The 21,949-nt window shown below is 72.3% G+C and carries 22 protein-coding genes and 1 riboswitch; of the genes, 3 read left to right on the top strand and 19 right to left on the bottom strand.

Annotated elements, in window-relative coordinates:
- Nucleotides 1-38: 38 nt before the first annotated feature.
- Together ACF07V_RS23855 and ACF07V_RS23850 are read left to right on the top strand one after the other, a co-directional pair.
- Nucleotides 39-1,175, top strand: a complete 1,137-nt coding sequence (locus ACF07V_RS23855) for an LOG family protein (RefSeq protein ID WP_392156931.1) — start codon at nt 39-41, stop codon at nt 1,173-1,175.
- A gap of 78 nt (nt 1,176-1,253) precedes the next feature.
- Nucleotides 1,254-2,291 carry a hypothetical protein gene (locus ACF07V_RS23850; RefSeq protein WP_392156929.1) on the top strand — a complete coding sequence of 346 codons (1,038 nt, stop codon included), beginning with the start codon at nt 1,254-1,256 and terminating at the stop codon, nt 2,289-2,291.
- Here ACF07V_RS23850 and ACF07V_RS23845 read toward each other — a convergent pair.
- From ACF07V_RS23845 to rpsB, 11 genes are all read right to left on the bottom strand, one after another.
- Nucleotides 2,263-2,910 carry a dihydrofolate reductase family protein gene (locus ACF07V_RS23845; RefSeq protein ID WP_392156927.1) on the bottom strand — a complete coding sequence of 216 codons (648 nt, stop codon included), beginning with the start codon at nt 2,908-2,910 and terminating at the stop codon, nt 2,263-2,265. The two genes, ACF07V_RS23850 and ACF07V_RS23845, sit on opposite strands and share 29 nt — an antisense overlap.
- 80 nt (nt 2,911-2,990) lie before the next feature.
- Complete coding sequence (locus tag ACF07V_RS23840; protein ID WP_392156926.1) at nt 2,991-4,013, bottom strand: ABC transporter ATP-binding protein; 1,023 nt, start codon at nt 4,011-4,013, stop codon at nt 2,991-2,993.
- Entirely contained in the window at nt 4,013-5,629 is a 1,617-nt protein-coding gene (locus ACF07V_RS23835; RefSeq protein WP_392157069.1) for an ABC transporter permease, read from the bottom strand. The genes ACF07V_RS23840 and ACF07V_RS23835 overlap by 1 nt, the downstream gene beginning before the upstream one ends.
- A 38-nt stretch (nt 5,630-5,667) precedes the next feature.
- On the bottom strand, nt 5,668-6,762 hold the full coding sequence (locus tag ACF07V_RS23830) for a thiamine ABC transporter substrate binding subunit (protein WP_392156924.1): 1,095 nt from the start codon (nt 6,760-6,762) through the stop codon (nt 5,668-5,670).
- An 80-nt stretch (nt 6,763-6,842) separates the two neighbouring features.
- Nucleotides 6,843-6,952: riboswitch (TPP riboswitch) on the bottom strand.
- Nucleotides 6,953-6,981: 29 nt separating this feature from the next.
- Nucleotides 6,982-8,088 (bottom strand): 23S rRNA (adenine(2503)-C(2))-methyltransferase RlmN, encoded by a 1,107-nt coding sequence (gene rlmN / locus ACF07V_RS23825; RefSeq protein WP_033204794.1) that lies wholly within the window; start codon nt 8,086-8,088, stop codon nt 6,982-6,984.
- 58 nt (nt 8,089-8,146) lie between these two features.
- Nucleotides 8,147-9,766: an MFS transporter gene (locus ACF07V_RS23820; protein ID WP_392156922.1), complete on the bottom strand. Its 1,620-nt coding sequence runs from the start codon at nt 9,764-9,766 to the stop codon at nt 8,147-8,149.
- Nucleotides 9,767-9,906: 140 nt separating this feature from the next.
- A complete protein-coding gene (locus tag ACF07V_RS23815; RefSeq protein ID WP_392156921.1) occupies nt 9,907-11,010 on the bottom strand; it encodes a phosphatidate cytidylyltransferase in 1,104 nt (367 codons plus the stop codon).
- Complete coding sequence (gene frr, locus ACF07V_RS23810) at nt 11,010-11,567, bottom strand: ribosome recycling factor (protein WP_026057589.1); 558 nt, start codon at nt 11,565-11,567, stop codon at nt 11,010-11,012. Before frr ends, ACF07V_RS23815 begins: the two co-directional genes overlap by 1 nt.
- 94 nt (nt 11,568-11,661) lie before the next feature.
- Entirely contained in the window at nt 11,662-12,426 is a 765-nt protein-coding gene (pyrH, locus tag ACF07V_RS23805; protein ID WP_392156919.1) for a UMP kinase, read from the bottom strand.
- Between the two features lie 163 nt (nt 12,427-12,589).
- Complete coding sequence (gene tsf, locus ACF07V_RS23800; RefSeq protein ID WP_017235922.1) at nt 12,590-13,426, bottom strand: translation elongation factor Ts; 837 nt, start codon at nt 13,424-13,426, stop codon at nt 12,590-12,592.
- 111 nt (nt 13,427-13,537) lie between these two features.
- Complete coding sequence (gene rpsB, locus ACF07V_RS23795) at nt 13,538-14,410, bottom strand: 30S ribosomal protein S2 (RefSeq protein WP_351189634.1); 873 nt, start codon at nt 14,408-14,410, stop codon at nt 13,538-13,540.
- Nucleotides 14,411-14,663: 253 nt separating this feature from the next.
- Between rpsB and ACF07V_RS23790 the strand changes: the two genes are divergently transcribed.
- On the top strand, nt 14,664-15,122 hold the full coding sequence (locus tag ACF07V_RS23790) for a murein hydrolase activator EnvC family protein (RefSeq protein ID WP_392156916.1): 459 nt from the start codon (nt 14,664-14,666) through the stop codon (nt 15,120-15,122).
- 144 nt (nt 15,123-15,266) lie between these two features.
- Here the strand turns inward: ACF07V_RS23790 and ACF07V_RS23785 are convergent, their stop codons facing one another.
- From ACF07V_RS23785 to lepB, 8 genes are all read right to left on the bottom strand, one after another.
- Nucleotides 15,267-15,833 carry a TetR/AcrR family transcriptional regulator gene (locus tag ACF07V_RS23785; RefSeq protein WP_392157067.1) on the bottom strand — a complete coding sequence of 189 codons (567 nt, stop codon included), beginning with the start codon at nt 15,831-15,833 and terminating at the stop codon, nt 15,267-15,269.
- A 53-nt stretch (nt 15,834-15,886) separates the two neighbouring features.
- Complete coding sequence (gene whiG, locus ACF07V_RS23780) at nt 15,887-16,723, bottom strand: RNA polymerase sigma factor WhiG (RefSeq protein WP_392156914.1); 837 nt, start codon at nt 16,721-16,723, stop codon at nt 15,887-15,889.
- 240 nt (nt 16,724-16,963) lie between these two features.
- Nucleotides 16,964-18,133 carry a DNA-processing protein DprA gene (dprA, locus tag ACF07V_RS23775; RefSeq protein WP_392156912.1) on the bottom strand — a complete coding sequence of 390 codons (1,170 nt, stop codon included), beginning with the start codon at nt 18,131-18,133 and terminating at the stop codon, nt 16,964-16,966.
- Complete coding sequence (locus ACF07V_RS23770) at nt 18,130-19,743, bottom strand: YifB family Mg chelatase-like AAA ATPase (protein ID WP_392156910.1); 1,614 nt, start codon at nt 19,741-19,743, stop codon at nt 18,130-18,132. The genes dprA and ACF07V_RS23770 overlap by 4 nt, the downstream gene beginning before the upstream one ends.
- A complete protein-coding gene (locus ACF07V_RS23765; protein WP_392156908.1) occupies nt 19,743-20,108 on the bottom strand; it encodes a YraN family protein in 366 nt (121 codons plus the stop codon). Before ACF07V_RS23765 ends, ACF07V_RS23770 begins: the two co-directional genes overlap by 1 nt.
- Before the next feature lie 131 nt (nt 20,109-20,239).
- On the bottom strand, nt 20,240-20,548 hold the full coding sequence (locus ACF07V_RS23760; protein ID WP_005311352.1) for a DUF2469 domain-containing protein: 309 nt from the start codon (nt 20,546-20,548) through the stop codon (nt 20,240-20,242).
- A gap of 55 nt (nt 20,549-20,603) precedes the next feature.
- Nucleotides 20,604-21,149 carry an NUDIX hydrolase gene (locus ACF07V_RS23755; protein ID WP_392156906.1) on the bottom strand — a complete coding sequence of 182 codons (546 nt, stop codon included), beginning with the start codon at nt 21,147-21,149 and terminating at the stop codon, nt 20,604-20,606.
- Nucleotides 21,146-21,913 (bottom strand): signal peptidase I, encoded by a 768-nt coding sequence (gene lepB / locus ACF07V_RS23750; RefSeq protein ID WP_392156904.1) that lies wholly within the window; start codon nt 21,911-21,913, stop codon nt 21,146-21,148. The genes ACF07V_RS23755 and lepB overlap by 4 nt, the downstream gene beginning before the upstream one ends.
- Nucleotides 21,914-21,949: the final 36 nt, after the last annotated feature.

Here is a 21,949-nt window from a genome sequence, read left to right as displayed (position 1 = left end):
GAGGGGCCGCCCGGGACGGCGGCCCCTATCGTGGGCCCATGGCGACGCTTCCCCCGGCACACCGCCCGCCCGGACCGCGCGGGCACGGACGCGAGATCCACACCCTCGCCGAGTTCGACGCGGCGCTCGCCCGCCCCGGCTCGCTCGCCGGACAACGGATCCAGTCGATCGACCTCACCGACCGGACCTTCGCCCTGCTCACCGCCGTCACCGCCGACGCGGTCTTCCTCGGCTGCCCCATGGAGCCGGAGGCCGCCGCCAAGGTCCGCGCCGACGGGGCCCTCGTCTTCCCGCCCGTCCCCGAACTGCCCTTCGACCCGTACCGGGCCAGGCTCTACACCCCCGGGGAACTCTTCGAGGGGATCGCCGAGACCGGGTACGAGGCGACGCCCGACTTCCGCGCGTACGCGTGGTTCCTCCGGACCAGGTCCGACGGCGACATCTTCTCCTCGATGCTCCGCTCCCTCCACGACGACGCCGTCTCCGACGCCCTCGACGAACACCTCGACGGGGCCAGGGTCGTCGGCGTCATGGGCGGGCACGCGATGGGCCGGGGCACCGAGGCGTACGCGGGGGCGGCCCGGCTCGGCAGGACCCTGGCCCGCACCGGGCTGACCGTGGCGACCGGCGGCGGACCGGGCGCGATGGAGGCCGCGAACCTCGGCGCCTACCTGGCGCCCCACGAGGACGAGGCCCTCCACGAGTCCCTCGCCCTCCTCGCCAAGGCCCCGTCCTTCGCCCCGTCGGTGACGGACTGGGCGCGCGCCGCCTTCGCGGTACGGGCCCTGTGGCCGCACGGCGGGGACTCGGTCGGGATCCCCACCTGGTTCTACGGCCACGAGCCGCCGAACCCCTTCGCCGCGCACATCGCCAAGTACTTCGCGAACGCCACCCGGGAGGACGGCCTGCTCGCCCGTTCGACGGCGGGCATCGTCTTCCTGCCGGGCGCGGCGGGCACGGTCCAGGAGATCTTCGACAACGCGACCCCGAACTACTACGGCTCCCGGGGCACCCCGACCCCGATGGTCCTGGTGAACCGCACCCACTGGACCACCCACCTCCCGGCCTGGCCCCTCCTGGAGTCCCTGGCCACCGACCGCCCGATGGCGGCCCGGATCGCCCTGGTCGACTCGATCGACGAGGCCCCGACGGCCCTGGAGCGACTCGGAGCGTAGCCCGGCTCCGCCGTGCGGCGGAGGCGGTGGCGACCGGGGGCCGACGCGAGCGGGCGCCGGCGGCGGGACGCTCGGGCCATGACACCGATCCCGGCCGTGACACCGACTCCGGCCCTGACACCGAAGAGGCTCCTGGCCGCGTGGCCGTCCTGGGCCGGCCGTGCCGCGCTCGTCTGGTCGCTGCTGTACGCGGCGGGCGCGGCGCTCGCCGCCCTCACGGGCCCCGCCTTCGGCTACGCGCTGCTGGCCAAGGGCACCGGGACGGGGGCGGAGACCGGCGCGGCGCTGCTGTACGGGGCCGCCGCCGTCCTCGCGTACGCGCTGCTCCGCCGCCCCGGCGTCCCCTGGCTGTCGACGGCGGCCTGGGCGGTCGTCGCACTCTGCCTGACCTCCGGCTTCCCCGCCCTCCTCAGCCCCACCCATCTGCTGTTCTTCCTGTCCCGGAACCAGGAACCGGTCGACTGGGCCGTCCTGGTGAACCAGTCGCTCGCCGTCCTCGGCGCGGTGCTCTGGGGCCGCGCGGCGCTCGCGCACCGCCGCCGGGCGCTCGGCACGTGCCCGCACTGCGGCGGGCGCGGCCACGCCGCCGCCGGCGGGCGGCACACCACCCGCGCCGGACTCGTCGCCGTCGCCGCCCTCGTCCCGTACACGGCCCTCAAGATCGCCTGGGCCCTGGGCGTCACCCCCGGCTACACGGGCGTCGGCCGTCCCGGCGCCGACCCCGAGTACACCAGCGACCTGGGGCTCTGGCTGTACGACCACGGGGTCGACGTCACCGCCGTCCTGGCCCTCGTCGGCATGGCCCTCGCGCTCGCGCTGACCCGTCCGTGGGGCCGGCGGCTGCCCCGGCTGCCGCTGCTCGCGCTCGGCTGGGCCGGGGCGGGCGCGCTCGCCCCGTTCGGCGCGTTCCTGGCCGCGTTCGGCCTGCTGGCCTGGACGGGCGTGATCGACACGGGCATCGCGGACCACGCCCCCTGGGTCGTCGCCGTCGCCTACGGAGGCTTCTGCGGCTACGGGCTCGCGCTCGGCCGGGCCACCCGCGCGTACCAGCGGGCGACCCGTACGGCCTGCGGGCGCTGCCAGCCGCTCACTTCCGCCAGTAGAGGTGGTGCGTGACGGTACCGCCCGGGCTGGGCACGACATCGCGGTGGTAGCGGTCGAGCAGCTCGTCGGGCGAGTCCCAGAGCTTCACCCCCGCCCCGAGCTTCACCGGCGACACCGCGATGTGCAGGGTGTCGACGAGATCGGCGTCGAGGAACTCCCGGATCGTGGTGGCCCCGCCACCCAGGCGGACGTCCTTCCCCCGGGCCGCCTCCTTCGCCGTCCCGAGCGCCGCCGCCGGGTCCGCGTCGATGAAGTGGAACGTGGTGTCGGAGAGCGTGAACGACGGGCGCGGGTGGTGGGTCAGGACGAACACCGGCGTGTGGAACGGCGGCTCGTCGCCCCACCAGCCCTTCCACTCCTCGTTCTCCCAGGGCCCGCGCTGGGGCCCGAACTTGTTGCGGCCCATGATCTCGGCGCCGATGTTCCGGGCGAAGTCCCGGGTGAAGTAGTCGTCGAGGCCCCGGCTGCCCCCGGGGTCGGTGCGGTTCGGCCAGCTCGCCGTGGCCCCCGCCCACGAGAACAGCTCGCCGGGATCCGCGTGCCCGAAGGGCCGTTCCAGGCTCTGGCCCTCCCCCGTACCGAATCCGTCGGACGAGACCATGAAGTTCTGCACCCTGAGCAACTGGCCCATGGCTGTTCCTCCCGCGTGGTCGACAGTGGGACGTCGTACGAACAGGAGACTCCCCCGGCCGGGAAAACTCATCGCATCCCCTACGGCATGTCGTCCCCCAGCACCACCACGTCCTCCACCCGGAACTCCACGCCCACCCCGGCGCCCTCCTCCGGCGCCTCCCGGACGGGCAGCTCGGCCTCCAGGGCGGGACCCTCGGCCGGGCGGAGCCGTACGAGGACCTGGCTGCCGCGGAAGGTCCGCGACTCCACCGTCCAGACCGGACGCTGCTCCACGAGCCGTACGCCACCCGGGCGGACGAGGAGCCGCCGCTCCCCCTCCGGCGAGCCGTCCGGCACCGGGATCTTCCCCCACACGGTCTCCGCGGCGCCGCCCGTGACCCGCGCCGCCACCACGTTGTCGAAGCCCAGGAACCGCGCCACGAACTCCGACGCGGGCCGCCGCCACACGTCGACCGGCGTCCCCGACTGGGCGATCCGCCCGTCCCGCATGACCACGACCCGGTCGGCGAGCGCGAAGGCCTCGCCCTGGTCGTGGGTGACGGCGAGGACGGTCGTCCCGAGCCGCCCGAAGAGCTGCCGCAGCTCGACGACGAGCCGCTCCCGCAGCCCCCGGTCGAGCTGGCCGAGCGGTTCGTCCAGCATGAGGAGCCGGGGCCGGGGGGCCAGGGCACGGGCGAGCGCCACCCGCTGCTGCTCGCCGCCGGAGAGCGCGGCGACGGACCGCCGCTCGGCCCCCGGCAGGCCGACGAGGTCGAGCAGCTCCCGCACCCGCTCCGCCTGCTCGGCCTTCCGGGCGCCCCGCATGCGGAGGCCGAAGGCGACGTTGCCGCCGACGTCCCGCTGCGGGAACAGCTGGTGGTCCTGGAACATCAGGCCGACGCCCCGCCGGTGCACCGGCACCCCCGCCTGGTCGGCGCCGCCGAGCAGCACCCGGCCCCCGTCGAGCGCCTGGAGCCCGGCGACGGACCGCAGCATCGTGGACTTGCCGCTGCCGCTGGGGCCGAGCACGCACACGATCTCGTGCTCGGCGACCTCCAGGTCCACGGCGTCGAGCACGGCCCGCTCCCCGAACCGTACGGTCGCGGCCTCGATCGAAAGCATCAGAACTCCCCGGAGGTCCGGTCGGTGCGGAGCCGCTCGAGGAGGAGCAGGGACACCGCGCACACCACCATCAGAATCGTCGAGAGGGCCATCGCCTGGCCGTAATTGAGCGCGCCGGGCCGGCCGAGCAGCCGGGCCACCGCCACCGGCAGCGTCGGGCTCTCGGGCCGGGCGATGAAGACGGTCGCGCCGAACTCGCCGAGCGACACCGCGAAGGCGAACCCGGCCGCGATGAGCAGCGCCCGCCGCACCAGCGGCAGGTCCACCTCCCGCCAGGCCCGCCAGGGCGAGGCGCCGAGCACGGCCGCGGCCTCCCGCAGCCGCTCGTCCACCGCGCGAAGGACCGGCAGCATCGTCCGTACGACGAAGGGGACGCCGACCAGGGCCTGCGCGAGCGGGACGAGGATCCAGCTGGCCCGCAGGTCGAACGGCGGCTCGTCGAGCGTGATGAGGAAGCCGAAGCCGACGGTGACGGCGGAGACCCCGAGCGGCAGCATGAGCAGCGCGTCGAAGCCCCGCACGAGCCGCCCGGCCCGCCGCCGGGTGAGCGCCGCCGCGGCGAGTCCGCCGATCGCCACGGCGATGGCGGTGGCGGCCACCGCGTACCGCAGGGAGTTCCCGATGGCCTCCAGCGGCGGGACGAGGAAGGTCCCGGACTCGTCGAGGGAGCCGAGCGCCCGGTAGTAGCCGAGCCCGTACCCGTCCGGCCCGGCGAAGGACCGCTCCACGAGGACACCCAGCGGCAGCAGGATCAGCAGCGCCACCGAGCCGAGGACGCCCGCGAGCAGCGCCCACTGCCCGGCGCCGCGCGGCCGGCGGGCGGCCGATTCGGCCGGTACGAGCCGGAGCGCGGTCTCGCGCCGCCGTACCGTCCAGCCGTGCACGCCGAGGATCGCGCCCACGGCCACGAACTGCACCAGCGTGAGCACGGCGGCCGTCGGCAGGTCGAGCAGCCGGGCGGTCTGCCGGTAGATCTCGGCCTCGAGGGTGGAGTACTGGTCCCCGCCGAGGATCTGCACGACGCCGAAGGAGGTGAAGGTGAAGAGGAAGACCATCAGGGCGGCCGCGGCCACCGCCGGCACGAGCGCGGGCAGTGTCACCGTCCGCCAGGCCGTCCAGCGCGAGGCGCCGAGGACCCGGGCGGCCTCCTCCTGCCGCGGGTCGAGCTGCGACCAGAGGCCGCCGACGGTGCGGACGACGACCGCGTAGTTGAAGAAGACGTGCGCGAGGAGGATCGCCCACACGCTGGTGTCGAGCCGCAGCCCCCACAGCTCGTCGGTGAGCCCGCCCCGGCCGACGAGCGCGAGGAAGGCCGTGCCGACGAGGACGGTGGGCAGCACGAACGGCACCGTGACGACCGCCCGCAGCACGCTCTTGCCGGGGAAGTCGAAGCGGGCGAAGACGTACGCCCCGGGCAGCGCCACCAGAAGGGTGAGCCCGGTGGAGGCGAGCGCCTGCCACACGGTGAAGCCGAGCACGTCGAGGATGTCCGGCCGGCCCAGAGTCTCGCCGATCCGGCCGAACCGCCAGGCGCCGTCGGGCCGGAGCCCGCGGTCCACGATGGACACGACGGGCCAGGCGAAGAAGACCCCGAAGAACGCGACGGGCAGGGCCATGAGGCCCAGCCGTGCCGCGTTCCCCTTGAGGTCGCGGGTCACTTCAGGACGAGCGACGACCACTGCTGGATCCACGGGTCACGCTTCTCGGCGATCTTCTCGGGCGCCATGGTCTCCGGCTTCTCGATCACCACGCCGTGCTTGGTGAAGAGCTCCGGCAGGGCCGCGTCCTTCGCCACCGGGTTGACGAACATCTGGAGCGGCATGTCCTCCTGGAACTTCTTGGCGATCAGGAAGTCGATCAGCGCCTTGCCGCCCTCGGGGTTCTTCGCCCCGTTCAGCAGGCCCGCGAACTCGATCTGCCGGAAGCAGGTGCCGGTGGAGACCCCGGTGGGCGCGACCTTCGGCTGCGGCTCGCCGTACAGCACCTCGGCCGGCGGGCTGGAGGCGTACGACACCACGAGCGGCCGGTCGCCCTTGGCCTGCTTGCCGCCGGCCGAGCCGGAGAACTCCTGGTTGTAGGCGAGCTCCCAGCTGTCGACGGTCTTCACACCGTTGGCCTTGAGCTTCTTCCAGTAGTCCTGCCAGCCCTCGTCTCCGTACTTGGCGGCCGTGCCGAGGAGGAAGCCGAGGCCCGGGGAGGACCGCTCCGGGTTCTCCACCACGAGCAGGTCCTTGTACGCCGGCTTCGCGAGGTCGTCGAAGGTCTGCGGCGGCGCCAGCTTCTTGTCGGCGAAGTACTTCTTGTCGTAGTTGACGCAGATGTCGCCGGAGTCGATCGGGGTGACCCGGTGCTCCTTGTCCAGCTGGTACGCGGCCGGGATCCGGTCCAGGCCCTTCGCCTCGTACGGCACGAAGATCCCGTTGTCGAGGGCGCGGGAGAGCAGCGTGTTGTCGACGCCGAAGAAGACGTCGCCCTGCGGGGAGCCCTTGGTCAGGATCTCCTTGTTGACGGCCTCGCCGGCGTCGCCGCTCTTCAGCACCTTGACCGTGAAACCGGTCTGCTTGGTGAAGTCGGCGAGCACCTCCTTGGAGGCGTTGAACGAGTCGTGGCTCACCAGCGTCACCGTCTTCGGCGCGGGCCGGTCGGTCTTGCCGGCCGAGCCCTGGCCGTCGTCGGTGCCGCACGCGGCGAGGCTGGTGACGCCGAGCGCCGCGACGATCGCGACGGCGGCGGCCTTCTTGATGCTCACTGGATTCCTCCTGGGTATGACCAGGAAGAGACGCGGCCCTGCCCACGTCCGGCGGACCGGGCGCGGGCAGGGCGCAACAGCTTGAGTTACGACCGAACTTCCTACCCAGAATGACCTGGGCGAGGTTCAGAGGGTCTGCGGTCTACGGTTACCGCACTCTCAGCGCTGTGGCGCTCCCCTGTCGGAATATGGAGATGTGTTCGAGCTCAGACTACAAGGTCAGCGCTCGGCCGCCGCGAGCTGTCCACAGGCACCGTCGATCTCCTGACCGCGGGTGTCCCGCACGGTCACCGGCACGCCGTGGCGGGCGATCGCCTCGACGAAGGCCTTCTCGTCCTCCGGGCGGGAGGCCGTCCACTTCGAGCCGGGCGTCGGGTTCAGCGGGATCAGGTTGACGTGCACCCGCTTGCCCTTGAGCAGCCTGCCGAGCAGGTCGCCGCGCCAGGCCTGGTCGTTGATGTCCCGGATGAGGGCGTACTCGATGGAGATCCGGCGCCCGGACTTCTCCGCGTACTCCCAGGCCGCGTCGAGGACCTCCCGCACCTTCCAGCGCGTGTTGACGGGCACGAGGGTGTCGCGGAGCTCGTCGTCCGGGGCGTGCAGCGAGACCGCGAGGCGGCACTTGAAGCCCTCGTCGGCGAAGCGCAGCATCGCGGGCACGAGCCCGACGGTGGAGACGGTGATGCCGCGCTGCGAGAGACCGAGCCCGTCGGGCTCCGGGTCGGTGAGCCGGCGGATCGCGCCGACGACCCGCTTGTAGTTGGCGAGCGGCTCGCCCATCCCCATGAACACGATGTTGGACAGCCGCGCCGGTCCCCCGGGCACCTCTCCGTCGCGCAGGGACCGCATGCCGTCCACGATCTGGTGCACGATCTCGGCGGTCGACAGGTTCCGGTCGAGCCCGGCCTGCCCGGTCGCGCAGAACGGGCAGTTCATGCCGCAGCCGGCCTGCGAGGAGATGCACATGGTCACCCGGTCCGGGTAGCGCATGAGCACGGACTCCACGAGCGTGCCGTCGTGCAGCCGCCACAGGGTCTTACGGGTGGTGTCGTCGTCGCACGAGATGTGCCGCACCACGGACATCAGGTCGGGCAGCAGCTCCCCGGCGAGCTTCTCCCGCGAGGCGGCCGGGATGTCGGTCCACTCGGCGGGGTCGTGCGCGTACCGCGCGAAGTAGTGCGTGGACAGCTGCTTGGCGCGGAACGGCTTCTCGCCGATCGCGGCGACGGCCTCCTTCCGCTCGGCGGGCGAGAGGTCGGCCAGGTGCCGCGGCGGCTTCTTGGCTCCGCGGGGGGCGACGAAAGTGAGTTCTCCGGGCTTCGGCATGGTGCTACCAGTGTCGCAGACACGCGCCGGTGTCCCTGCGCGTGCAGGGTGTGGGGGCTCACGGCGCGGGACGGCCGGGCTGGGTGCGGGGGATGCGGGAGGTGAAGAAGAGCGACACGACGGAGGCGGCGGCGAGGATCGCGAGGGCCGCGCGCAGGCCGTCGAGGCGGGCGGCGGCGTTCGCGTCGAGCGCGGCCGCGGACACCTCCGGGCTGACGCCGGCCTCGTTCAGGGCGGTGGTGAGCTGCTCGTCCGAGAGGAAGGGGACGCCGCTCGCGAGTTCCACGGCAGCCGTCTCCTTCACCTCGGCGGGAACCGCCGGGTTCTGTTCGACGGAGGCCAGGAACGAGGACGTGAGCACGCCGATCATGAGCGATCCGGCGAGGGCGGTGCCGATGGAGGCGCCGAGGTTGGTGACGGAGTTCTGGATGCCGCCGACCTCCGCGCTCTGCCGGTCCGGGACGGCGGACACGGTGACGGCGCCGAGCTGGGAGGCCAGCGCGCCCATCCCGAATCCGACGAGCAGCAGCGGCACGGTGACGACCTCGGCGCCGGCGTCCGCGTCGAGCGCGGCCATCAGCACGATCGCGCCCGCGAGCAGCGCGAACACCCCGATCCGTACCACCCGGCGCGGGGAGGCGTCGGGGAAGAGCCGGGGGATCAGGAGGGCGGCGGCCAGCAGGGTCACCGACAGGGGCAGGATCCGGGCGCCGGTGCTGAGCGCGGAGAGCCCCAGCGCGACCGACAGATAGAGCGGGACGACGAAGAAGACGCCCATCTGGACGAGGTACTGGAAGAAGAACATGGTCAGGCCGCCGGTCAGCTGCCGGTTGCGCAGCATGTCCGGGTGGACGAGCGGCTCCCGGTGGCGGGCGACGAGCCGGGCCTCCCAGCGCAGGAAGAGCCAGATCAGCAGGAGACCCGCCAGCATCAGCCACACGACGAGCGACACCCCGAGCCAGGCGGGCGCGTCCGCCTTCGGCCGCACCCAGCCCCACTCGTCGGAGCGGAGCACGCCGTACACGAAGACCCCGAGTCCGGCCGCGCAGAGCAGGGCGCCCAGGTAGTCGACCCGCGGGCGTTCCTCGCTGACGGCGTCGGCGATACGGCGGGCGAACACGAGGATCACAAGCACCAGCAGCACCTCGCCGGCGAAGACCCAGCGCCAGGAGAAGTACGTGGTGGCGATGCCGCCGATGAGGGGCCCGAGCGCGATCGCGACGGCTCCGGCCGCCGCGACGACGCCGTACGCCATGGGGCGCCGCTCCGTGGGGAAGTTGCCGGCCACCAGGGCCACGATCGCGGGCATGATGAGCGCGGCCCCGACGCCTTCGAGGAACGACCAGCCGAACAGCAGCAGCGGCAGGTTCGGCGCGAGGGCGGTGGTGAGGGAGCCCGCGCCGTAGACGCAGCAGCCGATCATGAAGGCCCGCTTGCGGCCGATCAGCGTGCCGACCTTGCCCCCGGGGATCATGAGCATCGCCATCACCAGCGTGTACGCCGTGATGGCGCCCTGGATCCCGGTGATCGTGGTGTCGACGTCCTCGGCCACGGTCGCGATCGACACGTTCATGACGGAGCTGTCGAGCGCCATGAGGAACTGCCCCGCCGCGAGGGTCAGCAGGATCGAGAGGGCCCCGGAGGGCGGCTCGGCCGGCCGTGCCGTGGGAGATGTCATGCGAGACAACCTTCCCGCGCCGGGGCACGGACCGCCGGGCTGCCTCCCGCTTCCCCCCACATGGCGGAACACCTGAGACGCGGACGGGCCCGCTGCCACGAAGGCAGCGGGCCCGTCCACGGACAACGGAGTCGAACGGCTCAGCCGGTCCCGACGAACAGCGCGAGCAGCAGCCACACCACCGGCGCCGTCGGCAGCAGTGAGTCCAGGCGGTCCATGATGCCGCCGTGGCCCGGCAGCAGCGTGCCCATGTCCTTGATGCCCAGGTCACGCTTGATCATGGACTCGCCGAGGTCGCCGAGCGTCGCGCTCGCCGCCACCGCGAGACCGAGGATCAGGCCCTGCCACCAGGCACCGTCGTCGATCATGAACTCCATGCACAGCGCGCCCGCCGCCATGGCGAACGCCACCGCGCCGACCAGACCCTCCCGGGTCTTGCCGGGGCTGATCCGCGGGGCCAGCTTGTGCTTGCCGAAGCGCCAGCCGACCGCGTACGCCCCGGTGTCGCTGACCACGGTCAGGATCAGGAAGGTCAGCACCCGCTGCGGCCCGTCGTCCGCGGTGAGCAGCATCGCCACGAACGTCGCCAGGAACGGCACGTAGAACGCGGCGAAGACGCCCGCCGTGACGTCCTTCAGGTAGCCCTCGGGAGGCTCCGTCATCCGCCAGACGAGCACCGCGAGCGCCGTCAGGGCCATCGCCACCCAGGCACCCTCGGCGCCCCGGACGTAGCCGGCGACGACCATCGCCGCGCCGCCGACCGCGAGCGGCACCAGCGGGGCCTTGATCGCCTTGCGCTCCTGGAGGCGGGAGGTGAGCTCCCACAGGCCGACGACCACGGCGACCGCTATCACTCCGACGAACGCCGGCTTCCAGATGAACAGCGACGCGATGATGACGGCACCGAGACCGACCCCGACCCCTATGGCCGCGCCCAGGTCGCGCCCCGCGCTCTTCTTCTGCCGTGGCGCCGTCGGCGCGGGCGGCGGAGGCGGGGTGGGGCTGGACATGGGCTCCTGCGGGTGCTCGTGCGGCGTCTCGTCACGGAACAGGGGACCGCTCGGGTGAGCGGCCCCCCGGCCGTGACCGTCCTGGAATCCGCCGGCGGGAACGTCGGGCACGATGGGCATGGGCCGAGTCTGCGCCGCCTGATGCCGATCGTATGCGGGACCCGCCGGGGCGGGCCCCTGGTCGGGTCCCCCGCGGCCGGTACCGGCCGGGGCCCCCCAGGAAGAGTCGTTCATCAGACCTCGAGCAGCTCGGCTTCCTTGTGCTTGAGCAGCTCGTCCACCTGCGCGACGTACTTCGCGGTGGTGTCGTCGAGCTCCTTCTCGGCGCGGCGGCCCTCGTCCTCGCCGACCTCGCCGTCCTTGACGAGCTTGTCGATGGTCTCCTTGGCCTTGCGGCGGACCGAGCGGATCGAGATCTTCGAGTCCTCGGCCTTGCCCTTGGCGACCTTGATGTACTCCCGGCGGCGCTCCTCGGTCAGCTCGGGGAACACCACGCGGATGATGTTGCCGTCGTTGCTCGGGTTGACGCCGAGGTCCGAGTCACGGATCGCCTGCTCGATGTTGCGCAGGGCGCTCTTGTCGAACGGCGTCACCACGGCCATGCGCGGCTCCGGGACGGAGAAGGACGCCAGCTGGTTGATGGGGGTGATGGCACCGTAGTAGTCGGCCACGATCTTGTTGAACATCGCCGGGTGCGCACGGCCGGTGCGGATCGCGGCGAAGTCCTCCTTGGCGACCACGACGGCCTTCTCCATCTTCTCCTCGGCCTCGAGGAGGGTCTCTTCGATCACCACTTGCTCCTGCGTGTCGTCGCGTTGTGTCCTGCACGGTGTACGACCGGCAGGGCTCTGTCCATCCCCTTGCGGGGCGGTTCCCCGGTTCGGGTCAGGCCCGGGTGCCCTGGTCGCTCACGAGCGTGCCGATCTTCTCACCCTTCACCGCGCGAGCGATATTGCCCTCGGCGAGCAGTTCGAAGACGAGGATCGGGAGGTTGTTGTCCCGGCACAGGGTGATGGCGGTGGCGTCGGCGACCTTGAGGTCGCGGGACAGCACCTCCCCGTACTCGAGGGCGTCGAACTTGACCGCGTCGGGGTTGCGCTTGGGGTCCGAGTCGTAGACGCCGTCCACGCCGTTCTTGCCCATGAGCAGGGCCTCGGCGTCGATCTCCAGGGCGCGCTGGGCGGCGGTGGTGTCCGTGGAGAAGTACGGCATGCCCATGCCCGCACCGAAGATGACCACACGGCCCTTCTCCAGGTGGCGCACGGCGCGCAGCGGGATGTACGGCTCGGCGACCTGGCCCATGGTGATGGCGGTCTGGACGCGCGAGTCGATGCCTTCCTTCTCCAGGAAGTCCTGGAGGGCGAGGCAGTTCATCACGGTGCCGAGCATGCCCATGTAGTCGGAGCGGGCCCGGTCCATGCCGCGCTGCTGGAGCTCGGCGCCGCGGAAGAAGTTGCCGCCGCCGATCACCACCGCGATCTCCGCGCCGTCGCGGACGACGGCCGCGATCTCACGCGCGATGGCGTGCACGACATCGGGGTCGACGCCCAGGCCGGTACCGCCGGAGAAGGCTTCTCCGGACAGCTTCAGCATGTAGCGGCCGGCCTTCTTGCCGTTGTTGTCGTCGCCCTGTACGGCGCCCTGGTTCATGGAGATCTCCTCGTGCACATACGAAGGAGGCCATTGCCTTGGGTCCTCGCGGTATCCCGTACGGCAATGGCCTCCTCGTCAGATCTGCGGTCGTCCTGCGCGGGCGCGGACGACTGCCTCAGACCCTACCGGGGTCCGGTGTCCGTCGCGTCTGCGTACGGACTCAGATGCCGACCTTGATGCGGGTGAAGCGCTTCAGGGTGACACCGGCCTCGTCCAGGACCTTCTGGACGGACTTCTTGTTGTCAAGGGCGTACGGCTGGCCGAGCAGCGTGGCGTCCTTGAAGAAGCCGTTGACGCGACCCTCGACGATCTTGGCGATCGCGGCCTCGGGCTTGCCCTCGGCGCGGGTGGTCTCCTCGGCGATGCGACGCTCGGACTCGACGACCTCGGCCGGAATGTCTTCCTTGGTGAGGTACTTCGGCGCGAAGGCGGCGATGTGCTGGGCGACACCCTTGGCGACGTCGGCGTCGGCCTTGTCGAACTCGACGAGGACACCGATCTGCGGCGGGAGGTCCGGCATCGTGCGGTGCATGTACGCGAAGACGAAGCCGTCGGCGTACTGCGCGAAGCGGTCGAGGACGATCTTCTCGCCGAGGTTGGCGTTGGCCTCGTCGACGAACGCCTGCACGGTCTTGCCGGCCTCGATCTCGGAGGCGAGCAGCGCCTCGAGGTCGGCCGGGGCCGTGGCGGCGACGTGCTCGGCCAGCTGGGCGGCGACGGCCTGGAACTTGTCACCCTTGGCGACGAAGTCCGTCTCGCACTTCAGCTCGACGAGGACGCCGGAGGTGTTGTCGTCGGCGATGAGGGAGACCACGGCGCCGTTCTCGGCAGAGCGGCCCTCGCGCTTGGCGACGCCCTTCTGGCCCTTGATACGGAGCGCCTCGACGGCCTTGTCGACGTTGCCGTCGGCCTCGTCCAGGGCCTTCTTGCAGTCCATCATGCCGGCGCCGGTGAGCTCGCGGAGCTTCTTGACGTCAGCGGCGGTGTAGTTCGCCATGAGTCTGTTTCTCTCTCGAAGTCTGAAAGATCGGGCGGGTCCACGGGTGGACGGCGGGGGCTTCGTGGGCCCCCGCCGTCGTCACCCGAAGGTCCTCAGGGTCCTGAAGGGTCAGGCCTGCTCGGCGTCCGCGGCCGGAGCCTCGGCGGCGGCCTCGGCCGGGGCGGCCTCGGCGGCGGGGGCCTCGGCGGCCTCGTCGGCCTTCTTCTCACCCTCGAGCAGGTCGCGCTCCCACTCGGCGAGCGGCTCGCCGGCGGCCTTCTCGCCCGGCTTCGAGTCGCCGGTCGCGGCGCCGGAGCGGGCGATGAGGCCCTCGGCGACGGCGTCGGCGATCACGCGGGTGAGCAGGGTGACGGAGCGGATCGCGTCGTCGTTGCCCGGGATCTTGTAGTCGACCTCGTCGGGGTCACAGTTGGTGTCGAGGATCGCGACGACCGGGATGTGGAGCTTGCGCGCCTCACCGACGGCGATGTGCTCCTTCTTGGTGTCGACGATCCAGACGGCGCTGGGCACCTTCTGCATCTCGCGGATACCACCGAGGGTCTTCTCCAGCTTGGCCTTCTCGCGGGAGAGGACCAGGAGCTCCTTCTTGGTGAGACCCGAGGCGGCGACGTCCTCGAAGTCGATCTGCTCGAGCTCCTTGAGGCGCTGCAGACGCTTGTAGACGGTGGAGAAGTTGGTGAGCATGCCACCGAGCCAACGCTGGTTGACGTACGGCATGCCGACACGCGTCGCCTGCTCGGCGATGGCCTCCTGGGCCTGCTTCTTCGTACCGACGAACATGATGGAGCCGCCGTGCGCGACGGTCTCCTTGACGAACTCGTAGGCGCGGTCGATGTACGACAGCGACTGGAGCAGGTCGATGATGTAGATGCCGTTGCGCTCGGTGAAGATGAAGCGCTTCATCTTCGGGTTCCAGCGACGGGTCTGGTGACCGAAGTGGACGCCGCTCTCCAGCAGCTCCCGCATCGTGACGACGGCCATGGCCATCTCCTTGGTTTTCTCGGTTGCGTTCCTGACGCCCCGGCGCGCCGTGCCACGAAGGACCGAAAGGCGCTGCCACCCGTCTCGGGGACTGGTGGCGGGGCGTGCGAAGTCGACCCGGTGACCCGAGTCGCCATAGGAAGTGTACGGGACCCCGGGAGCGCCGGGTGACGGCACTGTCCACAACGGGCGAGTAATCCCCGGATACCGCCCGCTCACCCCGCGAACCGGACGCCCGCGAAACCCTTCCCCCATGCACCTGCTCACGCTGCTCGCGACGCTGACCCTCCTCTGGCCGGTGGGCCCGCCCCCGCCGGAGATCCTCCGCGGCTGGCAGCCGCCGCCGGGCCCCTACGCCGCAGGTCACCGCGGCGTGGACCTCGCCGCTCCCCCGGGCACCCCGGTCCTCGCGCCGGCGGCGGGCACGGTCACGTTCGCGGGCCCGGTGGGCGGCCGGGGCGCGGTCACCCTCACCCTCCCGGGCACGGGCACGCCCCCGCTCCGCACGACCTTCACCCCGGTGACCCCCCTGGTCCCCCGGGGCACCCGGGTCGCACCGGGCACCCCGATCGCCGAGGTCACGGAGAACCCCCACTGCCCGAGGACCTGCCTCCACTGGGGCCTCCGGAGAGGCGACACGTACCTGAACCCCCTGGCCCTTACGCAACACCGCGCGTCAAGGCTCCTCCCCCTCACCCCGGGCGCCCCCTAGTCCCACCAGAACGACCAGCGGACCCGCCCGACGAGATCGGCCGCGTACTCGGGAAACGGGGAACCGGCCGGAGGGCAGGTCTGCGGGGGGGCGAAGGGCATGGGCGGACCGTAGGGGGCGCCACTGACATCGTGGCCGGGCCCGTCAGGGCGTGGGGCCGGAGACTCCGTGGAGGGCCATGGTGACCGCGGCCTCGGCGATGTCCGCGGGGTCCTCCGCCGCGCCGAGTTCGATGCGGCGGACGGCGGCGTCGACGACGCCCTGGAGGAGCATCGCGCCCAGGCGGGGCTGGGGCTGGCCCAGGGCGGCGAGGGCCTCGACGATCATGGCGACGAGGCCGCCGTGGGCCGCGCGGATCTTCTCTCGGGCGCCGTCGTCCAGCTCGCTCGCCGAGATGGCGACGACGGCCCGGTGGCGCCGGTCACCGACGAGGTCCAGCTGGGTGCGGACGTACGCCTCGACCTTGCCGCGCGGCGTCTCGGCGCCGGCCATGGCGGCCTCGACCTCGGCCGCCCAGACGGGGAAGTCGACGGCGCACAGCTCTTCGACCACGGCGGCGCGCGACCGGAAGTACTCGTAGACCGACGAGCGGGCGAGGCCCGTGCGCTCGGCGAGGGCGGGGAAGGTCAGCGCCTCCGTACCCCCCTCGGACAGCAGGGAACGCGCGGCGTCCAGCAGGGCGCCGCGCTGCATCGTCCGGTGCTCGGCCACCGAGGCCGCTCGAATCCTGGGCACGGCTCCACTCTACGACCGGCCCGCAAGGGTCAGCGGCCGACGTCGGCCAGCTTGGCGCGGAGCTGGAGGACGGACTTGGTGTGGATCTGGCTGACGCGGCTCTCGGTGACACCGAGGACGTTGCCGATCTCGGCGAGGGTCAGGCCCTCGTAGTAGTAGAGCGTGACGACGGTCTTCTCCCGCTCGGGGAGCGTGTTGATGGCGCGGGCGAGCAGCCGGCGCAGCTCGCGGTCCTCGGCCACCTCGACCGGGTTGTCGGCGGCGGTGTCCTCGAGGGTGTCCATGAGGGAGAGCCGGTCGCCGCCCTCGCCGCCGACGTGCAGGAGCTCCTCCAGGGCGACCACGTTCGCCAGGGACAACTGACTGAAGACCGCGTGCAGTTCCTCCAGCGTGATCTCCATCTCCGCGGCGACCTCGCTCTCGGAGGGCGTGCGGCGGAGCTGCGCTTCGAGGGTGGCGTAGGCGCGCTCGACGTTGCGGGCCTTCTGGCGGACGGAGCGCGGGATCCAGTCCAGGGCGCGGAGTTCGTCGATCATGGCGCCGCGGATGCGGGTGATGGCGTACGTCTCGAACTTGATCGCCCGCTCGACGTCGAACTTCTCGATGGCGTCGATGAGCCCGAAGACCCCGGAGGAGACGAAGTCGGCCTGTTCCACGTTGGACGGCAGCCCCACGCTGACCCGTCCGGCGACGTATTTGACGAGCGGCGAGTAGTGCAGGATCAGCTGCTCCCGCAGCCGCTCGTCGCCGGTGTCCTTGTACGAGCGCCACAGCTCGTCGAGCGAGGTCGGTGCGGGCGGTCGCACGGTGCCCCGGGCTGCTGGGGGCACCGCAGCGCGGTCAGACCCGGAGGTGTGCTGGGGCATGCGTCGCCTTGAGCCGTTCTGCTGTCGGGTGTGTCGGTGCGGGTGTCCTGGAGGGAATCCTGGTGAGCGTAGCGTGAGTGGGCTGTCGCGGTGAGCGAACATCGGCGGATCGCGCCGCTCCGGGTGGACGCCGTCGGCCACATCTTCGAACCCGGGTCGTGGCGCGCGTCGGCCCCTCGGGTGCGGCCGAGAGAACTCGATTGTTCATCGCCCTTCACCTTTTCACCCGAATGCGCCAGGTCAAGTACCGCCTCGCCGCGCGTTCGACGCTTCTGTCGCGGTGTTCGTCAACTGCCAGCCCTCCCCGCGCCGTTCGAGGAAGCCGAGGGAGTGGAGTTCGTACAGCTTGGCGAGGGTGTCGTCGGGGGTGGTTCCGGCGCGACGGGCGATGACGGTGGTGGGCGTGGGACCTCGGGCGGGGACCGCTTCGAGGACCTGTGCGGTGGCGGGGGCGAGGAGGTCGCGGGGCAGGACGGGTCCCCGGCGCGCCGGGGCGAGCTGTCCGATGTCCCCGACGAGTTCGATGATCTCGTCGGCGTCGGTGACGAGGGTCGCGTCGCCGCGCAGGAGTTCGTGGACGCCTGCGGAGAGTGCGCTGGTGACGGGCCCGGGGACGCCCATGGTGTGGCGGCCGAGGCGGGCGGCGGCGCGGGCGGTGACGAGGGAGCCGCTGCGGTGCTGGGCCTCGACGACGACGGTTCCCCGGGTGAGGGCGGCGATGACACGGTTGCGGAGGATGAAGCGGGTGGGGGTGGGGTGGCTGTCGGGCGGCAGTTCCCCGACGACGAGGCCCTGTTCCGCGACGCGCCGGATGAGCCCGTCGTGGCCGCGGGGGTAGGGGGTGTCGACGCCGCAGGCGAGGACGGCGACGGTGGCTCCGCCGGCGGCGAGGGCGCCCCGGTGAGCGGCGCCGTCGATGCCGTAGGCGGCTCCGGAGACGACGACCCAGCCCTGTCGGCTGAGGCCGGCGGCGAGGTCGGCGGCGGTGTGCGCGCCGTACGGGGTGCAGGCGCGGGCGCCGACGAGGGCGACGGAGCGCAGGGCCCAGGTGCGCAGGTCGGCCGGGCCCCGGATCCAGAGGCCGAGGGGGCGGGCGTCTCCGAGGTCGTCGAGTTGACGTGGCCATTCGGTGTCGCCGGGGACGAGGAAGCGGCCGCCGAGTCGGTGGATGGTGTCGAGGTCGTGGCCGGGGCGGGCGTCGGTGGCGCGTTGCCGCCACGAGGTGATGCGCCCGGCTCCGGTGCCGGGGAAGGGGGCGGGGTCGTCCCCGGTGCGGAGGAGGCGGTCGAGGAAGCCGGTGGCGCCGTAGCGGCGGAGCCACCGGCCGGCGTGTTCGTCGCCGGGTTCGACGGCGCGGCTGAGGGTCGCGCGGGCCAGGCGCTCGTCGGAGGGGACGGGTGTGGTGGTCATGCAGGCTCCCCCGCTCCGACGGGCACGCCGCGGGCGACGCCGGTGCGCAGTTCGAGGGCGAGGGCGATGTCCTGGCTGTCGGGCCGGCCGTGGCCGTTCAGGTCGGCGACGGTCCAGGCGACGCGGAGGACCCGGTCGAGGCCGCGGGCGGTGAGCAGTCCGCGTTCGACGTCGCGTTCGGCGGTGGCGAGGGCTCCGGGCGCGGCGAGGTAGCGGGTGCGGAGCTCGTGTCCGGGGATCTCGCTGTTCACCCTCCAGGGGGTGTCGGCGAGGCGCGCGGCGGCCCTGGCCCGGGCTTCGTGGACCCGGGCGGCGACGGTGACGGTGGTCTCGCCCCGGCCTCCCCTGCCGAGGAGGTCGTCGCGGGTGACGGGTTCGACCTCCACGCGGAGGTCGACGCGGTCGAGCAGGGGTCCGGAGAGTCGTGCCTGGTAACGGCGGATGACGGAGGCGGGGCATTCGCAGCCGGCACCGTAGAGGGTGTGCCGGCCGCAGGGGCAGGGGTTGGCGGCGAGGGCGAGGAGGAAGCGGGCGGGGAGGCGGACGACTCCCGCGGCGCGGGCGATGACGACGCGCCCGGATTCGAGGGGCTGCCGGAGGGCGTCGAGTGCCTTGCCGGAGAACTCGGGGGCTTCGTCGAGGAAAAGCACGCCGCGGTGGGCCAGGGAGACTGCGCCGGGCCTGGGCAGACCGTTCCCGCCGCCGACGAGGGACTGCATGGTGGCGGAGTGGTGGGGTGCGCAGTAGGGCGCGCGGCGGACGAGGGGTTCGCCGGGCGGGAGGATTCCGGCGACCGAGTGGACGGCGGTGACTTCCAGGGATTCCTGCCGGGTGAGGGGCGGGAGGATGCCGGGGAGGCGCTCGGCCAGCATGGTCTTCCCCGCGCCGGGCGGGCCGGAGAGCAGCAGGTGGTGGCTGCCTGCGGCGGCGATCTCCAGGGCGCGGCGGGCCCGGTGCTGCCCGGCGACGTCGGCGAGGTCGGGTCCCTCGGTGGGCTCGGCGGCGAGTCCGGTGCCGATGCCGGCGCCGGGGACGAGCAGTCCGGCGAGCATGGCGTCGGGCCGGCCTTCCCGGTCGGCCTCCTCGTCGGGGACGGGTTCGTCGGTGAGGACGGCGATCAGCTGGCGGAGGCTGCGGACGCCGAGGACGGAGACCCCGGGGACGAGCGAGGCCTCGCCGGCGGTCTGTTCGGGGACGACGACCTGGCTGTATCCGGCGTCGGCGGCGGCGAGGACGGCGGGCAGGACGCCGCGGACGGGCCGGACGCGCCCGTCGAGGCCGAGTTCGCCGATGAGGACGAGGTCGGCGATGGCCCGTGGATCGATCCGCTCGGCGGCGCCGAGCACGGCCGCGGCCACGGCCAGGTCGAATCCCGAGCCGCCCTTCGGGACGGATGCCGGGCTGAGGCCGACGGTCAGCTTCTTCTGGGGCCATTCGGCACCGGAGTTGACGACGGCGGCGCGGACCCGGTCGCGGCTCTCGCTGAGGCTCTTGTCGGGGAGGCCGACGAGGGTGAAGGCGGCGACGCCGGGTTCGAGGTCGGCCTGGACCTCGACGACGACGCCCTCGACGCCGACGAGGGCGACGGAGCAGGTGCGGGCGAATCCCATCAGGCCACCCCCTGGGCGTGGGTGAGGACGGGGGCGCCCCTGCGCGGCAGGACGATGCCGACGAGGTCGATGCGGACGCCGCCGGCGGGGGCCGGGGTGTCGTTGCGGTCGAGCCAGCAGGCGGCGAGGCGGCGGAGCCGCTCGGCCTTGCGGGGTGTGACGGCGGCCATCGGGTGTTCGTAGGCGCCGTCGCGGCGGGTCTTGACCTCGCAGATGACGAGGGTGTCGCCGTCGCGGGCGACGATGTCGATCTCGCCTGTCCGGCCGCAGCGCCAGTTGCGGGCGAGGATGTGCATGCCGGTCGCGGTGAGCCGGCGGGTCGCCAGCTCCTCCCCGTACCGTCCGAGGGCTTGGGTCCTGTTCATGCGGTACCACCTCCGTCACCGACTGTGACGGAGTGCGGTGGACCGCGTGCGGCGCTGTGGAACGCCGGGAGGCTGTGGAGAACCTCCTCACCCCTGAGGGTGAGACCCGCCGGGGAGGCGCGAGAGCGGCCTCAGCTGCCGGGCAGTTCGAGGTCGCTCTTGTTGAGCTCCTCGATGTTCACGTCCTTGAAAGTCAGCACACGGACCTGCTTCACGAACCTGGCGGGCCTGTACATGTCCCAGACCCAGGCGTCGGCCATGCTGACCTCGAAGAAGACCTCCCCCTGCACCGAGTGCACCTGCATCTCGTAGTCATTGGTGAGGTAGAAGCGCCGCTCGGTCTCGATCACGTATTTGAACAACCCGACGACGTCGCGGTACTCCCGGTAGAGCTTCAGCTCCATCTCGGTCTCGTACTTCTCGAGGTCCTCGGCGCTCATGGCATGTTCCCCTTCAGCCGTGCGTCCCCCTATTGTGCGCCAGTCGTACGCGTCCCTAAACGATTTCCGGGGCGAGAACCACCGGTGCACTCGGAGGTCCCTCGTCGAGCAGCGTGCGCAGCAGCTCGGCGAGTCTGGTCGGGTACACCGTCTCACGGGCCGCCGACAGTTCGGCGGAGGTCCACCATCTCAGGCCCGCGAGACTGCGGGTCTCCAGTTCCGTGAGGGCCTGCGGGCCGGGCGCGGCCTCCGTTCCGCGGGTGCGGGCCAGGTAGTACCACTCGTCCTGGTCCCAGCGGCGCCCGTCGAAGGGGAACGAGCAGTACCGCTTCCAGAGCACCGGGCCGAGGTCGACCTCGGTGATGCCGGTCTCCTCCGCGAGTTCGCGCAGGGCCGCCTCCTCCCGGGACTCGTCGCCCTCCAGGCCGCCGCCGGGGGTGAACCACCAGCTGTCGTCCGGGTCGTCGGGCTCGTGGCCGTGCATGAGCAGGATGCGGTCCTCGGGGTCGAGCAGCACGATCCGCGCGACCCGCCGCGGCGCGGACGCCGGCTCGGGCCCCGCCGGTCCCGGGGCTGCCCCGGCACTCCCCGTGTCCGTCATGCCCCCACCTTCTCCCTCGCGCCCGGCTTCGGCCGCTCGGACCGGCCCCGGCCCAGGCGGTCGGCCACCGGACCGTACGCGGCTCCCACGAGGATCAGCGCGGTGCCGGCCGTGATCGCCGTGAGGAGCGCCTTGAACGGGCCCGGTCGCGAGATGCCGCCGGGGAGACCGGCGAAGCCCTCGGCGGGCTCCAGGCGGCCCTTGGCGGGCCAGACGACGGCGTCCACCCTGCCGACGACCGTGGAGCGGGGCACGGTGCCCTGTCCGGCCTCCTCCATGTGCGTACGGGAGTCGAGGGAGGTGTGCCGGTCGTCGCCGAGCAGGAAGAGGTTGTCCCGGGGGACGGTCACCGAGAACTCCTGGCCCGAGGCCACCGTACGGCCGCCGGGGCCGGGACGCAGGTACGGCTCGTCGACGGGCTTGCCGTTCACGGTGAGCCGCCCGTCCCGGTCGCAGCAGGCGACGGTGTCGCCGCCGACGGCGGCGACCCGCTTGACCATGGGCGAGGAGCCCCAGAGGGGATCGGTGAAGACGACGACGTCACCGCGCCGCACCTCGTCGCCGTCGATCCGCTGGGCGAGGATCTTGGACCCGACGTCGAGGGTGGGGGTCATGGAGTCGGTGGGGACGGTGTACGGCTGGTAGAGCACGGCTCCCCAGACGAATCCGCCGAGGAAGAGCACACAGCCGACGGCCACGGCCAGCCCCGACAGCACGCTGCCGAGGCGGCCGCGGCCGCCCTTGGTCCGTATGGTTCCGCTCATGTGCGCACCCCGTAGGTCTGTCGGCGGACCGTAGCC

This window comes from Streptomyces sp. NPDC015661 (assembly GCF_043077765.1).
In the GTDB taxonomy this organism is placed as follows: Bacteria; Actinomycetota; Actinomycetes; order Streptomycetales; family Streptomycetaceae; genus Streptomyces.
Note: the sequence above shows the minus strand (reverse complement) of the source record. Positions and strands in the feature narration are given on the sequence as shown.

Coding starts and splice junctions, on each gene's coding strand:
- ACF07V_RS23815 (WP_392156921.1), bottom strand. CDS start 11,010: ATGAACGACTCTTCCTGGGGGGCCCCGGCCGGTACCGGCCGCGGGGGA.
- rpsB (WP_351189634.1), bottom strand. CDS start 14,410: ATGGCCGTCGTCACGATGCGGGAGCTGCTGGAGAGCGGCGTCCACTTC.
- ACF07V_RS23790 (WP_392156916.1), top strand. CDS start 14,664: ATGCACCTGCTCACGCTGCTCGCGACGCTGACCCTCCTCTGGCCGGTG.
- ACF07V_RS23845 (WP_392156927.1), bottom strand. CDS start 2,910: ATGGGCCAGTTGCTCAGGGTGCAGAACTTCATGGTCTCGTCCGACGGA.
- ACF07V_RS23820 (WP_392156922.1), bottom strand. CDS start 9,766: ATGACATCTCCCACGGCACGGCCGGCCGAGCCGCCCTCCGGGGCCCTC.
- whiG (WP_392156914.1), bottom strand. CDS start 16,723: ATGCCCCAGCACACCTCCGGGTCTGACCGCGCTGCGGTGCCCCCAGCA.
- tsf (WP_017235922.1), bottom strand. CDS start 13,426: ATGGCGAACTACACCGCCGCTGACGTCAAGAAGCTCCGCGAGCTCACC.
- pyrH (WP_392156919.1), bottom strand. CDS start 12,426: ATGAACCAGGGCGCCGTACAGGGCGACGACAACAACGGCAAGAAGGCC.
- ACF07V_RS23760 (WP_005311352.1), bottom strand. CDS start 20,548: ATGAGCGCCGAGGACCTCGAGAAGTACGAGACCGAGATGGAGCTGAAG.
- ACF07V_RS23765 (WP_392156908.1), bottom strand. CDS start 20,108: ATGAACAGGACCCAAGCCCTCGGACGGTACGGGGAGGAGCTGGCGACC.
- ACF07V_RS23770 (WP_392156910.1), bottom strand. CDS start 19,743: ATGGGATTCGCCCGCACCTGCTCCGTCGCCCTCGTCGGCGTCGAGGGC.
- dprA (WP_392156912.1), bottom strand. CDS start 18,133: ATGACCACCACACCCGTCCCCTCCGACGAGCGCCTGGCCCGCGCGACC.
- lepB (WP_392156904.1), bottom strand. CDS start 21,913: ATGAGCGGAACCATACGGACCAAGGGCGGCCGCGGCCGCCTCGGCAGC.
- ACF07V_RS23840 (WP_392156926.1), bottom strand. CDS start 4,013: ATGCTTTCGATCGAGGCCGCGACCGTACGGTTCGGGGAGCGGGCCGTG.
- ACF07V_RS23850 (WP_392156929.1), top strand. CDS start 1,254: ATGACACCGATCCCGGCCGTGACACCGACTCCGGCCCTGACACCGAAG.
- ACF07V_RS23755 (WP_392156906.1), bottom strand. CDS start 21,149: ATGACGGACACGGGGAGTGCCGGGGCAGCCCCGGGACCGGCGGGGCCC.
- ACF07V_RS23835 (WP_392157069.1), bottom strand. CDS start 5,629: ATGGCCCTGCCCGTCGCGTTCTTCGGGGTCTTCTTCGCCTGGCCCGTC.
- rlmN (WP_033204794.1), bottom strand. CDS start 8,088: ATGCCGAAGCCCGGAGAACTCACTTTCGTCGCCCCCCGCGGAGCCAAG.
- ACF07V_RS23855 (WP_392156931.1), top strand. CDS start 39: ATGGCGACGCTTCCCCCGGCACACCGCCCGCCCGGACCGCGCGGGCAC.